This window comes from Bdellovibrio sp. HCB-162 (assembly GCF_047344985.1).
Lineage (GTDB): Bacteria > Bdellovibrionota > Bdellovibrionia > Bdellovibrionales > Bdellovibrionaceae > Bdellovibrio.
Genome location: NZ_CP178861.1, coordinates 370560 through 389627 on the forward strand (window position 1 = coordinate 370560; position 19068 = coordinate 389627).

A 19068-nucleotide genomic window follows, 5' to 3' on the forward strand; every position below is an offset into this window, starting at 1 on the left:
CGCACTAGTGCTTTTGCACCGGAGTTTTGGAAGGCCATAGATCGGTCCAATGTCCTTGGCGTGCTTCTGCTTGATGAGCTTCGCCAAGAGCGTTTTCAGATACAATGACTTTTTCCAATGCCGTTTCAGCCAACACTTTACCGCAAGCTTCAACAACGGCTTCCGCGTCGATGCTGTGGTAAGCGTAGATTTCTGAAGGACGACCGCATTTGGAGTGCTTGCGAACTGCCAAAGCTTCCTGACGAACACCGATAATAGAACCGATATTGTCTAGCAAGCCAGCTTCACCGTCAGCAACGCTGACAGCAGGGATGCGTTTACCAGCAACAGTGATCAAGTCACCTGTCGTAACGTCATCGGCTTTTCTTAGGTACAAGTTCGAGTTCACACCCAAACCGTTTTTCAAGTAGTCGTAATCAGTTTCGTGAGCTTGGATGCCAACCAAAAGATCTGAAGATGTTACTACGATCACGTTGGCGTAAATACCACGAGCTAGCAATGCTTCAGAAGCTTTGATTCCCTCTGTAACAAGTGAACCCATCGCGAAGATATTCACAACGTTATCACCTGGCTCGTAACCTGCGTAACCGCGGTAGTCGATCAAGTAGTAAGCGCCTTTGAGAACGTCTTCACGGATCGCTGACATGATTTGTGCTTCATCTTGTGAAGTCACTTCTTCTTCATTGAAAGCACCAGCTACCGGGAATTCAGCGCGAGCCAAAGAACCCTCAAGACCGGCTTTGAAGCGAGCTTGTTTTTTTAAGTAGTGAAGCATGTCTTTTTGTTCCGCACCACGAGTCACAAGTCTCAACAATGTCCCAGTACGGCCGGCATTGTCGTTCAAAACGTGACGTTTGATTGTGTCGCAAAGGATCCAATCAAGTTCTTGGCAGAAGAACGGTTCCCAAGTGATTTGGTTCGGGATTTGGATGTCAGACTTCCAACCGTGTTGTGCCCCTTCAGGAGACAATGTCACGCCTGACGGAGTTCCCACGCAGATGAAAGAACTCTTCCAATACAAGTTGTAGAAGTATTGGTCCAAAGCACGTTTGATAAAGAAGTCATAAACCGTCATCAAAGGAATGATTGGAATTCCCAAGAAGTCGCGCATTTTTCCGAACGCGCCCACGCAAGACATCACGTTTCCTTCGGCGATTTCAAAACGCAAGAAGCGGTCTGAAACGTCTTCGCCGGGAACAAGGTCAGGAAGTTTGTGGTCTTTAACGCCCAATTCAGTTTCCAAGTCTTGAACAACCGGAGCACCGAAGATCTTACCATCCATCGCAGGGTTCAAGTTCGTAGAAGTTCCTACGTCCGGAGCCATAGAGATGAACAACTCACCCGGAAGCTTGAACGGTTTTTCAAGAGCCGTGAGAGGTTTTTGTTTTTCAGAAAGTTGAGATTCATCAAGTGGCGTGTTCGCGATACGAGTCAACTTTGCTGTCAACTGACCTAGCATCCACTGCGTGTGAGGGTAGCTAGTCATTTTTGTGTTGATGTCCAAAGATTGAGGGATATCACCGAACTCAGTGAGTTTCTTCAAGAAGAAATCTTGGTTCTTTGCTTTCAAAGCGTGTTGCGCTTTGATTTCAGAGTACAATTTTTCTCCGCGAGAAGCTAAGAATTTGCCTTCTACAGAGTTTGCAGCAAAACGTTCATAAAGCTTTTCACCTTTGATACCTTGCTTTTCTTTAAGTGCGATCACTTCCTCTTCTTGTGGCAAAGAAGAGTGGTTGCCCGGTTGAGCTGCGGCTTTCAAGCCCCAACCCTTTAAAGTGTGAGCAATGATGATTGTTGGTTTGCGAGTGGATTTTTTAGATTTCTCCATCGCTTCAGCCAACGCCACCATGTCGTGACCGCCGAAGTCGCGGATTGCATCGAACAACTCTTCGTCAGTGATGCTGTCCAAGAACTTCTTCATGTTTGGATGTTCTTTCGCGATGCCTTTTTTTAAAGCCTTCATGTCTTGAACAAGAAGAAGTGCTTGAAGCTCGTAATCTTCCAATTCTTTTTCTAGGAAGTTTTTGAAAGTGTCGCCGTCTTTCTTTTTGAACAAAGCTTGGCGCTTAGAACCGTGACGAACTTGGATCACTTCCCAACCATTGGCAGCCATTGTGCGCTCAACGCGGTCCGCGTCAGTTCCATTCATGATTTCTTTGTTCGTGATGCGGTGACCGTCCAATGATTGACGGTTGTAATCCAAAATCCAAGTCAAAGAACCCAACTCACGCTCCGCAAAGTCAGGAACCGCTTCGTACATAGAACCTTCACGGAACTCAGAGTCTCCGCACACAGCCCAGAAGTGAGCGTCTGGAACTTCATAACCGTGTTCGCGAGCGTAGCGGTAAGCCAACGCCAAGTAACCCGCCTCTACAGGTGGAATACCTACAGTTCCAGAAGGGAAGAAGTTGTGTTGATCAGGATCGTAAGCAGAGTGATAAGACTGGAACACGAATTCACTACCATCAGTGAATTTACGAAGACCATTCATTGCTTGGTCGGCTTGCTCTTGAGTCAATTTCGACAAGTCGTTCTTCAAAAGAAGATCCAAAAGATAGTTGTAAGAGTGATCTGTCGGAGAAGCATGGGGCTTATTCGCGATATGATCGAATCCAGATTTTACGAGCAAGTGAAGAGCACCCATAATGTGCAATGAACTTGCGGAAGCTGCCGGGTGACCACCGATTTTTGGGTCGCCTTTTTCTTTATCCGGACGATGATTGGCCTGCCAGATCATCTGCGTGGCCAAGTAATGCGCACGTCTTGCGATAGAATCTAGAACCTCAGGTTTGACGTTTTTTAGAGTAGAGTTATCCAAGTGATTCTCCTTCGGATTTTGTACTTTTCTAGCGTCTGGCAAACTAGCACTGTACCGAGGAGGAGTCCATGGCTTTAAGCCCCGCAGCAAGAGTTCTGGCTCTATTTTAGACTTAGAGGCCACATACCGCAGAGCCCCTAGGTAAATAAGTTAAAAATTAGGTCCCTTTAGAATGAAAAATCGTCTTAAAAAAGCAAGGCGGTCAGATCGGTGCTACAAGACCTTTGTCTCAATCCGAGATGCCTTGGCGAACTCATAAATAGTGTTCCTGCCTTATTTGCAATTCAGAATTTCGCTCGGAAAGCCGATACCATAAGAGTGATAAATCAAAACAAAAGGATGCACATGAAACTTAGGTATCATCTTTTGACGTTCGGCTTTTTTCTGACCTCTTTGTTTTCACAAATGAGTGTCGCAGCCGAGACGTGCGTCACGTCGGCGACAGATTTTGAAGCTAAAAAAAGCGACTTTCCTGCGATCGTCCAGCAGCTTCCCGTGATGCTGACTGCCGATACGATGTTTGTAACGGCGGGACTTAAAATTCGTACGGTAGGATCAAAGCTAAAAATGGAGGGCTACATCTGGAAGCCCGGCGATATTTATACCGATGACGGATATCTTAAAAAAGTTTGTTTTGATGGCAGCAACTTCAAAGTCACTTTAGAAAACGGCAAAACTTATAATGCCGAAGTTAGAGGAAGTCGCTCGGTTTCCATTCAAGGACAGACATTTAAAAAATCCAGCGATGCAGAGTTTGCGGGAATTGTACAAAAAATCAGAAAAGCTCAGGGCGGCTCCACAAAAACAGCTGGTGATGCTTCAGGCGTTAAATAGGTAGGCTATGAAAAAAGTGATTTCATTCTTCATGATCGGCAGCTTTGCAATGTTGTCTTCCTCTATGGCCGAGACACCAGAGAAAACGCCAACGCCTTCTCCGATTAAATCCAAGGAAGCCATTGATTTTTTATCTAAAAGCGATCAAACGATGTTAGACATCGGCAAGGTGGATGATTTTGCTGGAATCATCACGCGTCCAGGAGAAAACTCCAAAGACCTGCGCACAGTGGATCTTTATACTTTTAAAGGCATTGAGAACTTGTCGATGGATAAGGAGCTTTGCGAAAAGCTTTTGGCGCGCATCTTTGGTCCCCTCAAGGAGAGTTCGTTAAAATTTCATGAGACAGAGATTTTCACGTCCCACACTGGAAAAACGTGCGAAGCACAAGTGGATGATCCGGATAAAGCCGGAAAAATTCCTGAACGAAGAGTTGTTTTGGGATTTGTAAATGCAAAACCTGTGGGTCTCGTTTTCCGTCTTTCTAAAAAGTCAGATAAGACCGTAAAGAACAATATTCGCGATTTTTGGGGAACACTTCGTTAATTACTTGCCTTCGCCGATCAGCGTTTCAATTTCTTTTTCTAAAACTTTTATATTCATAGGCTTTGTCATGTGCACTTGAAAACCCGCTTCAAGTGCTTTGCGGGCATCTTCCTCCGTGGTGTAAGCGGTCAGAGCAATAGCCGGTGTTTTATTTTTATCGTGACGCTTTTCCCAAGCACGATAAATTTTCATCAAATCGTAACCATTAAGATCAGGCATTCCTATATCGGAAATAATCACATCAAAATCTTTTTCTTGGGCTGTCTTTAAAGCCTCTTTGGGATCAAGGCAGCTCGTGACTTGAGCTCCGAATTTTTTTAAACGATGTTGAAGTAAAGCCAACGTATCTTCGGAGTCATCAATGACCAAAATGCGTTGGTTGAAGAGGGGAGAGGTGAAACGCGGATTTTCTTTTACAGAAAGTTCGGTTTGATTTTTCATCATAGTCTCCCTATCAATTTTAGGGTGGTCGTAAACGGCTGCAAACCAATTTTAATAGAGACTGTGAATAGACAGTATTGTGTCTCTACTTTAGATCGGATTTATTACTCAATAGAAACGAGATAGGCTGAGATAACGCAGGGGTGTGCCTGAAAACATTAAACTCCTGTCATTAATGTAAATCTAGAATTTTCTTTCATCTACATTCTCTACACTGAGGGCAGAATTTTGAAAAGGAGAAGCCATGGAGATGGAAATAACTGATAATCGCAGGGACGTGAAGGTTGCCGATATCAAGTCAATCAAACCCATGCTTGAAAAAAGACGTCTGAAAGTTTTGGTGATTGACGATAGCTCGGACTCTGTCATTTTGATGTCACACATTTTAGATCACTACAATTGCGATATTACGGTGGCCTATGATGGTCAGGATGCGGTCCCGCTATTGATGAATCGCGAATTCGATTTGGTCGTCTTGGATTGGCGTATGCCAGACATGGGTGGCAAAGAAACGCTGGAATTGATTGATCGTCTTCTAGTGGATAGAAAAGTTAGAAAACTGCGTTCGCAAATTCCTGTCGTGATTTACTCGGCTCATAAAGAGTCCGAAGTCGATCGTCCTTTTGTGCAGAAGTTTGAATTTGTGGGCTTTGTGGATAAGCGCCAGGGCTACAGTAAAATGATGAAATCTCTCAGTGAGATCTTGCGCTTTATTTAGAAACTGAAGTCAGAATTAAAAAGTGAAGGCTTGTGCCTTCACTTTTCGCGTCGAATTTCTTCTACCAAGTGAGTTTGACTGAGTCTGCAGAGCGTTTTGCGGGACCGTGAAAGACGGCTTCAATATTGTTGCCATCAGGATCAATCACAAAAGCGGCATAGTAGCCGGGATGATAAGGTCGATTGCCAGGAGCACCGTTGTCTTTTCCGCCGGCTTTCAAAGCAGCTTCATAAAAAGCCTTCACCATATTTTCATCTTTAGCCTGAAAAGCCAAATGAGTGCGACCGGTCAGGGTGCCTGCCGATGCTCGGCTTTCTTTGGAAGAAATAAAGAGCTCGTCAATCCAGAAATAATCTTCGCCTTGACCACCCAAAGGAACTTGCAAAGCTTCAAAAATAGAAAAATAAAATTTTTTACTAGCTTCAAGATCACGTACGACAAGTTGAATGTGATCAATCAAACGCCCACGATGAATTTCGTTTACTTCCATGGAAATCTCCTTGCTGAATTGATTTCAACAGAGGAGATCCCAACAGTCATGGCGCGGAATGTAGATTAAGTTTCGAGAACAAAATCCCAGCGGATTTTTACAGTGCCGTCTCCTTCGATGATTCCTTTTGGAGGATTCGGGAAGGGAGCAGCTGCACGGAAGGCTTCGATGGCGGCATCATCTAAGTCACGCACGCCCGAGTCACTCAAGACTTGCACGCGCACCAGAGTGCCTTTGTCGTTTAAAACGATCATCAATTTCGTGATGCGATCTTGATTGGTCGCAGCCGGAGCACGGCCTTCTTTAAAGAGCTTCGAAAGTTTTTCGCGCACGCGGCCTTCCCAATGTTGAGAAAGTTGACGACGAATGCGGTTGTAGTACGAATAATATTTAAACTCACGCGTGTTCAAGACCGTTTCAAGGCCCGCTTCGACATCTTTGATATAATCACTTGTCTGGCTTGTCTCGGCACCCGTACCGGTGTTTTGATCACCGTTACCTCGACCTTCGCCTAGACCAGCCTGCTTGTCGGAGACTTTTTGTCTTTCCAACGCTTCGCTGGCATCAAAACCTTTAAAAAGATCTTTGGTGATCTGTTTTTTAGATTCTTCTGCTTTGACGACATTCTTTTGTTTGCCGTCGCCTTTAGGTCCAGTTTTTTCCGGAGCCGCCTTCTTCACGTTTTGAAATTGGCCATGAACTTTGGCGACTGTTTGCTTTTGAACTTTCTGATTTTTCGCGCTCAAAAAGCGTGCGTTTTCCGGCGCCTCTTCGTTTGTTGAAGTCTCGCTTTGTTCTACGATTTGATTGGCAGGAAGAAGCGCTTTTTTCTTAGCTAACTCTTCCACTTGCGCCATTTTTTGCAGGTCTTCCGGGCTCAGAAAATTGATGCTCACCGTTTCAGTCTTTTTTGGAGCTTCAGGAGAGAGGCGGTCCACTACAAGCAGTGTCCCAACCACCAAGATGTGGAAGACTATCGAAAGTAGCACATACATTCTGAAAGACGGTGACTTCATCATAAGACCTCACCCCTTTCTATCGGTAGTATGACACTTTAAATTAAGCTGATGGTGAACCGGACGTGAAGATTGCGACCCAAGTCCAGGACCAGACTTTGACTCCTTTGTCGCCTTTGGGTGAAAATGAAACATCTATGAAATTTGACTCTTGGTATCTGACAGATAAAGGGCTACGACGCGATTCAAATCAGGATTCTTGTCTTATCAATAGAGAGCTAGGGCTCTTTATCGTGGCAGATGGAATGGGTGGTCATTCAGGCGGCGAAGTCGCTTCCAGTATGGCTGTGGAGACGGTGGAAGAAATCATGCTTCAACCAGATGCCATAAAAAAATCCCCGCGCGAAATGATTTTGCTCGCCTACGAAGAAGCGTCGAAAAGAATTTTTGATAAAGCGGCGAATGAACGTCCTGAGCTTGCGGGCATGGGAACGACAATGGTGATGTCGTACATTCGCGGCAAACATTTGTATGTGGGAAATGTCGGCGATTCTCGCTGTTATTTATTTAAGCGTCCCAATCTTTGGCAGATCACTGAAGATCATTCGTTATTGAATGAACAACTGCGCGCGGGCGTGATGAGCGAAGAACAAGTGCGCCAATTCGTGGGACGAAACGTCATCACACGCAGTGTAGGATACGAGCGCGATGTTTATCCGGATATCATTGAAAGGGAGATTTTCCCTGGGGAAATGTTCTTGATGTGCTCGGATGGACTTTCAGGTTTGGTGGACGATAAAAGAATTTCTGAAATTTTGAATCAAAATACACCTGACAAAATAGTTAAAGCGTGTGTAGAACAAGCTCTAGCCAATGGCGGAGACGACAACGTCACAGTCATGCTACTGCATTTTCATGAATAGTATTTTTTAGTTTTTATTTTTAGTTTTATTTAGGAGTTTTGGAGTTGGATAAAAAGAAGGTGACGCTGTTTATTGTGAGCAATCAGACGGGAAAAACCCGTAAGATTGTGCTCTCGGCTGCCTGGCTTAAAGCCATCTCTTTTATTTCTGCCGTTATCATTATTATTTTTGCTGCGGGTCTTGTGGATTATTTCGGTTTGCTTTTGCAAGCGATGGAAAATAAACGCCTGAAAGCGGAAAATGCGCAACTCATCAAACAATTCCAAGTCGTTGAAAGTAAAGTCAGTGCATTGGAAAACTCTTTGGAGCGCGTAAAAACATTCACGACAAAATTGAAATTGATCACGAACGTCGATGCAGAAGACCGTATCACGAAATTGACGATGGGCCCAAAACCAGCGGCAGGGCAACAGGTCGAAGAGTATGAACCGATGGAACAACGTCAGGAAAATGAAGAACTGGCGGCTCAAGATCAGGTTTTTGCGAATAAAAAACCTCTGAATGATCAAGTCGGTGAACTGGCAAATGAAAACGCAGATAAAGATTATGCGTCTTTAGTGGTGCGTATCGATAAGGCCGTTAAAGAAACTCAGTTGAAAGAACAAAGCGTGATCGATTTGTGGGAGAGTTTATCGGAACGTCAAAGTTTGCTGAACTCAACTCCTAATATGAAACCGGCAAAAGGTTGGATCACATCTCGTTTTGGATATCGTGTGTCTCCGTTCTCAGGAAAAACAGCGCTGCATGCCGGTCTTGATATCGCGGCGGCTCCGGGGTCTCCTGTGTATGCACCAGCCGATGGTGTCGTCGTGTTTGCGAGTTACGATGAGTCTTACGGAAAACTGATCACGATTGACTACGGTTATGGTGTGACGACTCGTTTCGGTCACTTGTCGCAGATCTATGTTCAAGTCGGTCAGCGCGTGAATAAGTGGGACGTTGTTGGCGCCGTCGGAAATACAGGTCGTTCGACGGGTCCGCATCTTCACTATGAAGTTCGTATTAATGGAACCGCTGTCGATCCTATCAACTATATCCTTGATGAATAAAGTCCTTTGTTAAATACCAAGAACCTCTGTTGCCTTATTGGGAGTACAATAAAGTATATCGAGGTTCCAATGAAAACTTTGATTTTTCTTTTGAGTTTTCTATTTGTGATCGCGTCGGCCAACGCCGCTTTACCTCCACAATTTTCAGAATGTTTGCGCGAAAATAGCGGCACCGTTATGACGGTGACCGATCTAAAAGCGATCTCTTTGCTTTCCCGAGTAACTTATTGTCAGAACCAAGTGGGTATTGTCGGAAAAACAGAAACGATGGATCTGCTTCGAAGTCCGAATATTCAAGTCGGCATTTCTTTAAGCAAGACCACCTATTCACAATTGGATCTGATAGATTTAGCTTCTTCAGGAAGTTACGTACTTTACGTTGATAGTGGCCGTCTGACTCGCGATAATTTGATCGCGTTAGCACAAGCCAATGTTCAGCTGGTCGTCATGACGGCGACGTCAGGACTTTCAAAGCCGGATTTATTAGCGATGGCTGCGGCCAAGCCATTTATTTTAAATGTGAATTCTCCGGTATCCCGAGTCGATTTGCGGGACTATGTGACGGCAGGGGTGCAGGTGGTGATACGAGCCTCCCAGTCGGGCCTTTCGCGTGCTGATATTATCGATGTGGCGCAAGTAAACTCTGAGATGGTGACGATCATGCCTTAAAAATAAAAAGGCTCTCGAAAGAGAGCCTTTTTTTATCCAATGTATCCGATAAATTTAATTACGGAGCTACTGGGGTGCCGAATGAAGGAAGAGTTGAAGCTCCGCCGCTGGCATTTGTTGTTGTACGACCTGGAAGGCTGATCAAAGGATTTTCAATCATCGTCTTCACGAACTTACCTGGAACGCCCGTTGTTGTGAACTGAACGTTGTAAGAAGAAAGATATGTGTTGTTGATTGAGTAAGTCATCTGAACATCAGCTCCAGCAAGATCAAGAATGGTTTGGAACATGAATGGATTCTTAAGCATCGCTTTACCGAAGTCCGCGTAAGCCATGACGAAACCTTTGTCATAAGAGTGGCTATACTCCCATTCCATCACGTTGATGGCTTGGTACATATCAGCGGCTGCAGAACGTGTTTCGCTTTGGATACGGTTTTCACAGTTGTTGTTTTCCGACTCTGAAGGGAAGCAGATTTCATAAGGGTCTGCTTGAGTCGCGAAATAAGCGCGCGATTTCTTTGTAGCAAGCTGTCTTACTTCGTCACCTGACATTGCAGTCAAACGTTTGATCAAACGGAATGTTTGTTCTTCATTCAAAGTCACCTGGAAGCTGACTTTTGCATACTGAAGGTCTTTAAGAGCAGGAACGTTCACTGACAATTCTTTGATCATACCTGTCTTCTTAACAAGATTTTTCACAGCCATGCGAATATCGCCGTGGTTTGAAGAATCGTCGTCAGAAGTCCAAGTGTACTGACCGAAGTAACCTTTAGTGATTGGACGATTTTCGAAATCAGTGACTTTGAAAACACCACCGTAGAACGCTTCAGTTGTTGCACTGTGAGTGTTCCATAGACGAGAGCGTTTTTCTTTCAGGTAGATTCCGTACTGAACTGTCGACTTCGTGTTGTCATAGAACGCTTGTGTATTAGAAATATCATATGTCTTACCCGCAGACCAGCTGCTGTAAGCCAAGATAGGAATACCGAAGTAGAAGTTGTTCATTCTTCCCACTTGTTGGTGAGAAAGCTTTTCGTACTTCTTAACTGCAGGAGTGTTCTTCGCAGCCAATTGTTGGATCGCAGCTACGTTACCTTTGATAAGGTCGCTGAAGGCTTTCGCGCCAGTTGCGTCGTTGAAGTTGATCAAGAACGACATACCTGAATCTACTTGTTTGAACTTGCTTGTGCTCAAAGTTGCAAGAGATGCAGAAGTTTGCAAAGAGAACGTATTTACGTTGATGTCAGTCAAACGAACATAAACGTTATTTTGGTCTACTTTCTCGATGTATGTTTGGAAAGTACCTTGCGCAACGTAAGAGTTGCCCACGCCAACAACAGCAGCACCAATGCTCGACGAGAAGATCACGCCACCATTAGATGCATAAGTAACAGAATCACCAGCAGCCCATGTGTTCAGTTCACTTGCTTTCGCAGGAACACTCAATGCGCTCATTTCATAGGCTTGTTGAATTGTTTTTGCAGAACGAACTGAAACAAGATCGCGGCCTTTGAATGGGATAAGACCCACGTTCGCCCACAATAGTTTTTGCAGTCCTGTTACGTTTTCGAAGTAGAAAAGAACGTTCGCACCAATACCACCGGCAATTGTAGAGAACTTAGTAACTTGGAAACCACCTGCGTAGTCACCGTAAACCATCGTGTCTAGAACTGGATTGTAGTTTGATACAGTGTTTGGTTTTGCTTTCTTCGCATCGTACTGAGTCAAGTTCACAACTTGTGTACCGAAGTCGAAGTTCAAGAAAAAGGCAGGAAGCAATTTTGCTTTTAGTTTTTTCTTAGGAGCATCTTCTTGTGCTGGAGGTTGTTGAGTTCCGCCATTGTCATCGCCGTTGGAGCTGCCATCAGCATTTCCATTGGAATTGCCGTCAGAGTTTCCGTTGGAATTACCATCGGAGTTGCCGTTTGAATTTCCGTCAGAATTTCCGTTGCCTTTTCCGTCAGCGTTTCCATTCGAATTACCATTGGAATTTCCGTTAGAGTTTCCGTTAGAGTTTCCATTCGAATTTCCGTTGGAATTTCCGTTAGAGTTTCCGTTAGAGTTTCCGTTAGAGTTTCCGTTAGAGTTTCCGTTAGAGTTTCCGTTAGAGTTTCCGTTAGAGTTTCCGTTAGAGTTTCCGTTAGAGTTTCCGTTGGAGTTTCCATTCGAATTGCCGTTGGAATTTCCGTTAGAGTTTCCGTTGGAGTTGCCATTCGAATTACCATTGGAATTTCCGTTGGAGTTTCCATTGGAGTTTCCATTGGAGTTGCCATTCGAATTACCATTGGAATTTCCGTTAGAGTTTCCATTAGAATTTCCGTTGGAACCACCATTAGAACTTCCACCGCCGTTGCAGTGTGGATTGTTAGTTCCGTTGCAACCATTTGAGTTGCCTGGAAGTGGATCTGTTGAGTGACCAGGGCCGTTGCCGCCAGTACCATGACCAGGATTGTTTGTGCTTCCGTTGGAGCCACCAGTTGAGTTTCCGCCGCCGTTACCCGGGTTTGTTGTTCCTGTAGAACCTCCGCCAGCATTGCCGTTGGAACCAGGGTTACCTTGGTTGCCAGGGCCGGTGTTACCTACACCGTTGCCATTGTTGCCTGTGCATCCATTTTGGCAACCGGTATTACCATTGTTAGTAGAAGTCGATCCTCCACCATTGCCGTTGGCACTTCCATTGGCGTTGCCATTTGAATTACCTTTGCCAGCAGCAAAAGCTACCTTGCCATTCATGCCGATAGAAAAAAGGCATGAGGCGACTATTAAAGAAAACTTTTTAAACATGAATTCTCCCGCGGAACGTTCCGATTCTTTTTTAGAGTTGGGAGTGTCTATATGTTTTGTGATAGCGCCGCAATAGATTATCCGGTGTGCAGAAAATAATTCGTGTATTGTTCACCTTTGATATCACCCGTTCGGGCTACTGAGCGAAGCAATCATGCTGCCAAAGTGTGATCGGAACTACTTCGGGAAACTCCATCCCAAGTGGGGGAGTTGTTTCTTTCATGAACGTGATTTTCAGAGTAGAGAGTGGGCTTTCTTCTTGTGTACTTTTCGAAGAACGACACATATATCGAGCAAACGGCAAAAGAATTTTTCTTTCTCCCTGATCCCAAAGAAACAAATAAAATTTTCGCCACTCTGAGGTTGAGTAAAGATCTGCAACTGAATTTGGTTTTTCAAAGGTGACATTTTTATTCGTTAAAAGATCACGTGTCTCGCCGTTTTTGAAAGTTCCTTCTAGTACAAACCAGCCATCGTTGCGAATGGGATACGGAGCAAACATGTCCCAAACCTGATTCAGATTTGTAGTAAGTAAAAATGTCTTCACGGAGCCAGGAAGAAAGACTTTATTCTGAGTCACATCTGAAATATTCTGCAGGAGAACCAAAACCATGCAGCCCGAAAAAATAGATTCCATAAGACGCAGTTTTTTACCATTAAGAAACTCTGAACTCGCAGATACTTTTGGAACGGTTGGCAGAGTCTTTCGCACTTTTTGAAATGCGACATCCCACACTTCGCCGGGAAGAAGGGCGCACCAATAGGCGATAGCCACCCAGGGAAAAGTTCCAAGATTCAAACAAACAGCCAGGCCTAGATGAAAGAAAATGAATCCCAGAGCCGCAATAGATCTAAACACCTTAGCCTTAAAAGGAATGAAAAGAAGAAGAGGTCCGACAAACTCCCAAATGAGAGTTGTGCGAGTCAGGAATATTCCAAATGAAGTAAATTGGCTCAGCCACTTCCCGACGGGAGTTGCAAAGTGATCAATATTAAGAGCGTAGTAAATCGCCGAGCTATCTGTGGTCCAGGTTGGATTCACTTTATAGAAAGCAGTGAAGAGATACATGATCACAAGCTGAAGGATAAAAAGTCCCCCGGCAAAGGAGCGATAGCCCGTTTCAGTCTGTGATGACGAAGTCAGTGCCGGATTTGTGATTGAGTAATAGCGATCCAGCGGCAGCAACAAGGACCAGAAAAGACTTAAGCGTAAAAGATCATCGGCCGCACTTAATAACAAATAGTTACGGCTTTGAATCGATCCCAACAAAACAAGCGTGATAATTTGAAAAAAACGGGTCTTATATCCTACGGTAAATAAAACCGCACAAATCAAAGCGACCAAAAGAAACGCGTACTGAAACCAAGCCTCGCCGTTTGCCAACATCAGCGAAATTTTATGGTCATTCATGTAGTTGGAGACCCAGTATGTTCTGGGCATCAGCCCCCAATCAGAATAGAAGTCCTTGGCATAAAAGAGTTTCGTAGCTAGGTCTGAGCAAAGGCACAAACCCATTACAATTCTAAATACCGCCAAAGAACGGAGATCTAGTTCTATCCCAAATGAAAGTCGACGAAGCAAATTCACGTATGATTCCTTAGATCATTCTTTTCGGCAAATTTCAGGAAGGGTAAAGCTGTCTCGAAATGAGAAATGGAAGTAGAAAATAAAAAAACCCACAATCCAAAGAATTGTGGGTTTAACGCTACAAAGAAATCGAAAAGAACTACTGATTCATCACAGAAACAGCAGGCATCGGACATTGCAATTCTTTGAGCTTTTTGCTTACAAGAGTTGCGTCAGCTTGATAGCCTTTTCTTACCAAAGTGGCTTTGGCCTGGTTCACGATAGATTCTCTGTAAGTCGTTCCGTTCAACTGACCGTAACCACGGCAAGCAATGACAACCGAAGAATCCATTTTAACATCCAATACAGGATCAATCATGTCACAGAAGAATTGAACTGCGCCCAGGTGGTCAATCGCTGCAGACCAATCCAACCAAGCAGATTCAAGTTTTTGACAAACAAGCTCTTGCTCGCGTGATCCAACTGGAAGTTCTGTCAAGTTGATGTTACCAAGAACTTGAGAAATTTTATTGGCTTCAACTTGCGCTTTTGGATCTGTATATGGAGTTCCACCGACAGTGTACTTGATATGTTTTCCACGACCTGCATCTGTCAAGCTGTAAGAATCATTGCGCACCTCTCTCATGCCAGTGATGAAAGCTGAAACCGCTTGGTCATGCATTGATTTTGTGTGGTTGATCCACGCCAACACTGGTGGAGTGCCCCAAGACCAGGCACTGCGAGAGCCGAAAAGACCGGCTTTCAAGTTCACCATACGTTGTGCAAGTTCAGAACGGTCGATGATTGAGTTATCCTTTGCAAGTTCTTGCATCGCTTTTTCAACACGCTTGATTGTCACTTTCTCAACTTCAATACGGTTGAATTGAATTTTCCATTGGCGGTATTCAGCGCTTCTTGAAAGCTCTGTTTCAAGATCTGATTTTGATTTGTTAACAACAGCACCCGTCATTGAAATAGACTGACGAACGCCTGACAACCAAGAACGACCCGCTTGAGCACAAAGTTTCAAAGCGTTTTCGTCTTCAGAAGATTTCGCGGCGTAATCAGCGATTTTCTTCATCGAAGTCGCATGCAATGTCGCCATTGTTACGGATTGAAGTTTTTGCGCGCGATCACCTTGAGCTGTAGCCGCTTGAAGGTTCAAGAAAGCTGATGCTGGGAATGTTTTGCCATCTCTTGCCCAGTTCACAAGCTCGTTAGATAGAGTACAAACCATCACGTCGTCGTTGTTTTGTCCGATTTGTTGTTCCACTGTCGCAAGGTCCGCACGGTCACTTGCCAATTGGTTTTCAACTGCTTCAGAAACTTTTGTCGCTGTGTCTCTGTATTTCAAAAGAGCCGACAACTCACGAGAAGGGTTTGCGAATTTTGCGTTGTAAAGATCTACGCTTTGTTCAAGCTCTTGTGTAATCTTGTCGATCTTACCACTTTGAGCCAATTGCATGAAGCGCACTTTCTTAGCCACTTTCGTGAACTGACATGTATTTTGAAGAACCGCTTTACGGTGTTCAGGGTTTGTCATATCCAAAGTATTTTGATCGATCATCTTTGCAATGGCAGAGATACCGCTTGTCGCAATCGCTCCACCAAGAACGAATGGAAGAGCCGGAGCCAACGCTGCGCTCATGGAAACCGCGAAAAGAGCGTAAGGCGCCATGCCGTTGATCACGTCATTCAAAGCTAAAAGAACTTTACCAGTCGACATTGTTTGACGACCGCATTTTGAATTTAAGAACGAGTTGTTATTAACAATGTCACCCAAGTTGCCAACCGCTTGTAAAGCCGCTGTCATAGATTGATCAATCTGAGTTGTATTCACAGCATTTGGATCTTGTGTCTCCATGATCTTTTGCAAAACACCGATGCTTTCTTTGATCGCATTTCCGTTGTCTTCCAAAGATTTTGCAGATGGTGTGCCTGAACACTCCGGAGATGCTTTGACCTCTTTGTTTAATGCATCAATCGCCGCAATCAATTCTGCGTGAGGGCGGTTGTCGAAAAGAGGACAGCTATAAGCTTCCGGAACTCTAGCTGCATTCATCTTCGTTCCCGCTTGAGGGCGGGTCGCGGGCGCTGGAGTTCCTGCCGTGGAGCGAGTCGCACCATTATTGCCATTGTTCGGGCGCGTATTGTTGTTATTATTGTTTGAAGACCCTGTTGAAGGCATCGTCGGACTTGTGGGGCTTAAACCAGTGTCGTCATCATTATTATCCTCCGGAAATAAATCGAGAGGAAAAGAAGCCGTTCCTGTCTTCGCCCATACCATATGAGGGGAGTGCGGAAGGATGAAACTTGCAGCCAAGGCAAAGATCATTGTACTTCGCTTAACGTTCTTGAAGTTCATAGGGTCTCCATTTGTTTAACTTTTCGCCAAGTAACTTTTTTTGCGTGTCATTTTGAGGCACTCCTCATCGCACGAGTGTTCCTAAGTTCTTGGAATCACACTGCTCTGCTAAAACACCTTTTCACAACACGACTGTTCGATCGCTGCAAAGTGCAAGGGTGATGCTAGGATGATTCGTTTTGAAACAGACTCTGAAAACAGTCTAAGGTCGTGTCACAAAATATTGTCATCCGAAGCTTCTCTAGACGCTTTTTGACTCTGCACAGGCGAATACTTTGTTAATTGCTTATTATCTTTAATTTAAGCGGACTTTGCGTCCATAGAGTGGAACGCTCTTTGAAGAGGGTATAGGTATGAGATTGATCATGTCTTTTCTCTTTTTAATAGGTTTCACATGTCCTTGCATGGCGAAGGTGGATTTGAAGTCCACAAAAAGACTTATTATTCCTGAAGACAAAGTCACCCCGAAGATCACTCAAGCCGATGTTGCGAAAGTCGTTCCTCTTGATTTAAAACAGGGAGACAGCGAAGGCACGGTCCTTACTCGTATCGCCGATAGAGGTTTTTCTCTTTGGTTTAATTCAGCGGCGATGAAAGCAACGACTTTGGGTCGTATTGCTGAAACAGCTCAAGAAAAATTAAAAACAGATGTCGTTGTTCCTGCGAGCACGCCAAAAGGTGTGAGTCATAAATTTTCATTCAAGGTCGAGGCTTTCCAAGCTTTAGCGAAAGTGGAGTACACGGGTTGGATGAAAGCGGCGATTAATTATGACGCCAAAGCAGCAGAGACAGACATTTTCGTAAAAGAAAAAGTATTCTCAAATAAGGATCTCGTCGTCAGCCACAAGGCGACAAAAGAGCAGGGCCTCTCTATGGTTGGTCTTGCTTGGTCTTGGTAACTATTCCTGACATTGTTATTGATTGAAAATCCCTCGACATACGTTAACCTCAACGTATGGAAAAAATCGTATTTATCTCTGGAAAAAGAACTCCCTTTGGAGCATTTGGTGGATCTCTAAAGGATGTCTCTGCAACGGATCTGGGTGTGGTTGCCGCCAAGGCCACTCTGGAACAAGCTGGTCTTTCGCCTGAAAAAATTGATCATGTGATTTTCGGTAACGTGGTTCAGTCAGGAGCCGACGCTGCTTATTTGCCTCGTCACATCGGACTTAAAACAGGTGTGCCTGTGAATGTCGGTGCTTTTGCCGTGAACAGACTTTGCGGAAGCGGTTTCCAATCGTGGGTGAATGCTTTGCAAATGATCCAATGCGGGGAGGCTTCGGCGGTTCTTGCTGGTGGCGTCGAGCAAATGTCTTTGATTCCTTATGTCGCTCGCAAGGTGCGCTTTGATGGAATGCGCATGGGGAATTTTGAGTTGGAAGATTTAATGACATCAGCTTTGACGGACGCCTACGCAAAAATGCCGATGGCGATCACGGCCGAAAACCTGGGAGAAAAGTACGGCATCACTCGTGAGCAGTGTGATAAGTACGCGATCCAATCACAAACTCGTTACAAAGCGGCTTTTGACAAAGGCTACTTCGCGCAGGAAATTACGCCAGTCACTGTGGAGGGTCGTAAAGGGACTGTGGTCGTTGAAAAAGACGAACATCCAAAACCAGATTCAACTTTAGAAAAACTTTCGACACTAAAATCCATCTTCAAAAAAGACGGACTTGTTACTGCTGCGTCTGCATCGGGCATTGTCGATGGTGCCGCTTGCTCTCTTTTGATGAGTGAATCAAAAGCCAAAGAATTGGGAATGAAGCCGATGGCTCGCATCGTCAGTTATGCCTCTGTCGGTTGTGATCCAACGATCATGGGTATTGGTCCTGCGGGAGCCGCACGTTTGGCTCTGCAAAGAGCTAACATGAAACTTGAGCAAATGGATTTGGTGGAAGTGAATGAAGCTTTTGCCGCTCAATACTTGGCTGTAGAAAAAGAATTAAAACTAGATCCAGCAAAAACAAATGTGAATGGTGGTGCGATCGCTGTGGGACATCCTTTGGGAGCTTCCGGCACACGCATTATGAATCACCTGGTCTATGAACTTCATCGCAGAAACGCCAAGTACGCTTTGGGTTCCGCATGTATCGGTGGCGGTCAAGGTATCGCCATCATCATCGAGAAAGTATAGATGGAAAACGGATTTAATTTAAGAGAACGTACGGCGCTCATTGTTGGTCCCTTCACGACGACAGTGCAAAGTTTGATGATGGGACTGACGCAAATGGGTTCTGATTGCGTGTTGTTGGACTTTGACAATTCCGCAAGCCAACGCTTTTGCAATCAGATCAACGATGCCCGTGAAATAAATCCGAAATTTGGTCGTGCGATCAGTATTAAATCTCCTATGAAAACTCCGGAAGATATCAAAGATGCCGTCGGATCTGCGGCGCAGTCTTTTGGCAGTGTGGATCTATTTATCGATGCACAAGTGTACAACAAGCCCAACCGTTACAAAATCGGTGAGGCTTTAAGTCATCTTGATGAAGAAGTTCAGCATAATTTTAAAAGCTCCGTGATGTTGACTCACGCAGTTTTAAATTTTTTAAAGAATCGCAAACGCGGTCGTATTCTTTATCTTTTGAATGAAAATTATCCCGATCCCATTTTGGCTGGCGCTAGAGGAGCCTTGGTTCCGTTTGCGCAGTCTTTGGCAAAACAAGTCGCTGAACACAATATCACGGTGAATGTTTTGAAATTAGGACTCACGGAAGAATTTATTTTGGCGCAACATCCGGAAGCAAAATCCATCAAGGAAGCCGTCGAAAAGTTGCGTGAAAAAGAACCGCATTTAAAAATCACGGAGCCAGAGAAAGTGACAAATACGATCACTTATCTTGTCAGCCAGTATGGTTCTGCCGTCAATGGACAAGTGATCTCGTTAAGCTAGTCTCTTAAAA

General features: G+C 44.6%; 16 protein-coding genes. 9 read left to right on the forward strand and 7 right to left on the reverse strand.

The genetic code is table 11. From position 1 onward, the window contains the following. Window positions 1-4 precede the first annotated feature (4 nt). Window positions 5-2818: a pyruvate dehydrogenase gene (locus ACLSSO_RS01900; RefSeq protein WP_295900219.1), complete on the reverse strand. Its 2814-nt coding sequence runs from the start codon at window positions 2816-2818 to the stop codon at window positions 5-7. Window positions 2819-3163: 345 nt separating this feature from the next. On the opposite strand from ACLSSO_RS01900, the gene ACLSSO_RS01905 reads away from it, so the two are divergent. Both ACLSSO_RS01905 and ACLSSO_RS01910 read left to right on the forward strand, forming a co-directional pair. Continuing rightward, a complete protein-coding gene (locus ACLSSO_RS01905; RefSeq protein ID WP_295900218.1) occupies window positions 3164-3652 on the forward strand; it encodes a hypothetical protein in 489 nt (162 codons plus the stop codon). Window positions 3653-3659: 7 nt separating this feature from the next. After that, a complete protein-coding gene (locus ACLSSO_RS01910; protein WP_295900217.1) occupies window positions 3660-4199 on the forward strand; it encodes a hypothetical protein in 540 nt (179 codons plus the stop codon). On the opposite strand, the gene ACLSSO_RS01915 is transcribed toward ACLSSO_RS01910, so the two are convergent. After that, complete coding sequence (locus tag ACLSSO_RS01915) at window positions 4200-4643, reverse strand: response regulator (RefSeq protein WP_413943888.1); 444 nt, start codon at window positions 4641-4643, stop codon at window positions 4200-4202. 241 nt (window positions 4644-4884) lie between these two features. On the opposite strand from ACLSSO_RS01915, the gene ACLSSO_RS01920 reads away from it, so the two are divergent. Beyond that, window positions 4885-5358, forward strand: coding sequence for a response regulator (locus tag ACLSSO_RS01920; RefSeq protein ID WP_340590052.1), 474 nt, complete (start codon window positions 4885-4887; stop codon window positions 5356-5358). A gap of 61 nt (window positions 5359-5419) precedes the next feature. On the opposite strand, the gene ACLSSO_RS01925 is transcribed toward ACLSSO_RS01920, so the two are convergent. Further along, window positions 5420-5848: a VOC family protein gene (locus ACLSSO_RS01925; RefSeq protein ID WP_295900214.1), complete on the reverse strand. Its 429-nt coding sequence runs from the start codon at window positions 5846-5848 to the stop codon at window positions 5420-5422. Window positions 5849-5913: 65 nt separating this feature from the next. Next, complete coding sequence (locus ACLSSO_RS01930) at window positions 5914-6867, reverse strand: TonB family protein (protein WP_295900213.1); 954 nt, start codon at window positions 6865-6867, stop codon at window positions 5914-5916. Between the two features lie 134 nt (window positions 6868-7001). Between ACLSSO_RS01930 and ACLSSO_RS01935 the strand changes: the two genes are divergently transcribed. From ACLSSO_RS01935 to ACLSSO_RS01945, 3 genes are all read left to right on the forward strand, one after another. Beyond that, entirely contained in the window at window positions 7002-7727 is a 726-nt protein-coding gene (locus tag ACLSSO_RS01935) for a Stp1/IreP family PP2C-type Ser/Thr phosphatase (RefSeq protein ID WP_413943889.1), read from the forward strand. A gap of 44 nt (window positions 7728-7771) precedes the next feature. Further along, complete coding sequence (locus ACLSSO_RS01940; protein ID WP_295900211.1) at window positions 7772-8776, forward strand: M23 family metallopeptidase; 1005 nt, start codon at window positions 7772-7774, stop codon at window positions 8774-8776. 69 nt (window positions 8777-8845) lie between these two features. Next, window positions 8846-9445, forward strand: coding sequence for a hypothetical protein (locus ACLSSO_RS01945; protein ID WP_413943890.1), 600 nt, complete (start codon window positions 8846-8848; stop codon window positions 9443-9445). A 58-nt stretch (window positions 9446-9503) separates the two neighbouring features. On the opposite strand, the gene ACLSSO_RS01950 is transcribed toward ACLSSO_RS01945, so the two are convergent. From ACLSSO_RS01950 to ACLSSO_RS01960, 3 genes are all read right to left on the reverse strand, one after another. Then, window positions 9504-12230: a hypothetical protein gene (locus tag ACLSSO_RS01950; protein WP_413943891.1), complete on the reverse strand. Its 2727-nt coding sequence runs from the start codon at window positions 12228-12230 to the stop codon at window positions 9504-9506. Between the two features lie 136 nt (window positions 12231-12366). After that, entirely contained in the window at window positions 12367-13818 is a 1452-nt protein-coding gene (locus ACLSSO_RS01955; protein ID WP_413943892.1) for an HTTM domain-containing protein, read from the reverse strand. A gap of 139 nt (window positions 13819-13957) precedes the next feature. Continuing rightward, the gene (locus tag ACLSSO_RS01960) at window positions 13958-16162 is read right to left on the reverse strand and encodes a hypothetical protein (RefSeq protein ID WP_413943893.1); all 2205 of its coding nucleotides are present in this window, start codon (window positions 16160-16162) and stop codon (window positions 13958-13960) included. 365 nt (window positions 16163-16527) lie between these two features. Between ACLSSO_RS01960 and ACLSSO_RS01965 the strand changes: the two genes are divergently transcribed. The 3 genes from ACLSSO_RS01965 to ACLSSO_RS01975 are packed head-to-tail and all read left to right on the forward strand — an operon-like array spanning window position 16528 to window position 19058. Continuing rightward, complete coding sequence (locus tag ACLSSO_RS01965; RefSeq protein WP_413943894.1) at window positions 16528-17061, forward strand: hypothetical protein; 534 nt, start codon at window positions 16528-16530, stop codon at window positions 17059-17061. 56 nt (window positions 17062-17117) lie between these two features. After that, window positions 17118-18299, forward strand: coding sequence for an acetyl-CoA C-acetyltransferase (locus tag ACLSSO_RS01970; protein WP_413943895.1), 1182 nt, complete (start codon window positions 17118-17120; stop codon window positions 18297-18299). Then, window positions 18300-19058 (forward strand): SDR family oxidoreductase, encoded by a 759-nt coding sequence (locus ACLSSO_RS01975; protein WP_413943896.1) that lies wholly within the window; start codon window positions 18300-18302, stop codon window positions 19056-19058. Window positions 19059-19068 lie beyond the last annotated feature (10 nt).

Coding starts and splice junctions, on each gene's coding strand:
- ACLSSO_RS01905 (WP_295900218.1), top strand. CDS start 3,164: ATGAAACTTAGGTATCATCTTTTGACGTTCGGCTTTTTTCTGACCTCT.
- ACLSSO_RS01910 (WP_295900217.1), top strand. CDS start 3,660: ATGAAAAAAGTGATTTCATTCTTCATGATCGGCAGCTTTGCAATGTTG.
- ACLSSO_RS01915 (WP_413943888.1), bottom strand. CDS start 4,643: ATGATGAAAAATCAAACCGAACTTTCTGTAAAAGAAAATCCGCGTTTC.
- ACLSSO_RS01920 (WP_340590052.1), top strand. CDS start 4,885: ATGGAGATGGAAATAACTGATAATCGCAGGGACGTGAAGGTTGCCGAT.
- ACLSSO_RS01925 (WP_295900214.1), bottom strand. CDS start 5,848: ATGGAAGTAAACGAAATTCATCGTGGGCGTTTGATTGATCACATTCAA.
- ACLSSO_RS01930 (WP_295900213.1), bottom strand. CDS start 6,867: ATGATGAAGTCACCGTCTTTCAGAATGTATGTGCTACTTTCGATAGTC.
- ACLSSO_RS01935 (WP_413943889.1), top strand. CDS start 7,002: ATGAAATTTGACTCTTGGTATCTGACAGATAAAGGGCTACGACGCGAT.
- ACLSSO_RS01945 (WP_413943890.1), top strand. CDS start 8,846: ATGAAAACTTTGATTTTTCTTTTGAGTTTTCTATTTGTGATCGCGTCG.
- ACLSSO_RS01950 (WP_413943891.1), bottom strand. CDS start 12,230: ATGTTTAAAAAGTTTTCTTTAATAGTCGCCTCATGCCTTTTTTCTATC.
- ACLSSO_RS01960 (WP_413943893.1), bottom strand. CDS start 16,162: ATGAACTTCAAGAACGTTAAGCGAAGTACAATGATCTTTGCCTTGGCT.
- ACLSSO_RS01965 (WP_413943894.1), top strand. CDS start 16,528: ATGTCTTTTCTCTTTTTAATAGGTTTCACATGTCCTTGCATGGCGAAG.
- ACLSSO_RS01970 (WP_413943895.1), top strand. CDS start 17,118: ATGGAAAAAATCGTATTTATCTCTGGAAAAAGAACTCCCTTTGGAGCA.
- ACLSSO_RS01975 (WP_413943896.1), top strand. CDS start 18,300: ATGGAAAACGGATTTAATTTAAGAGAACGTACGGCGCTCATTGTTGGT.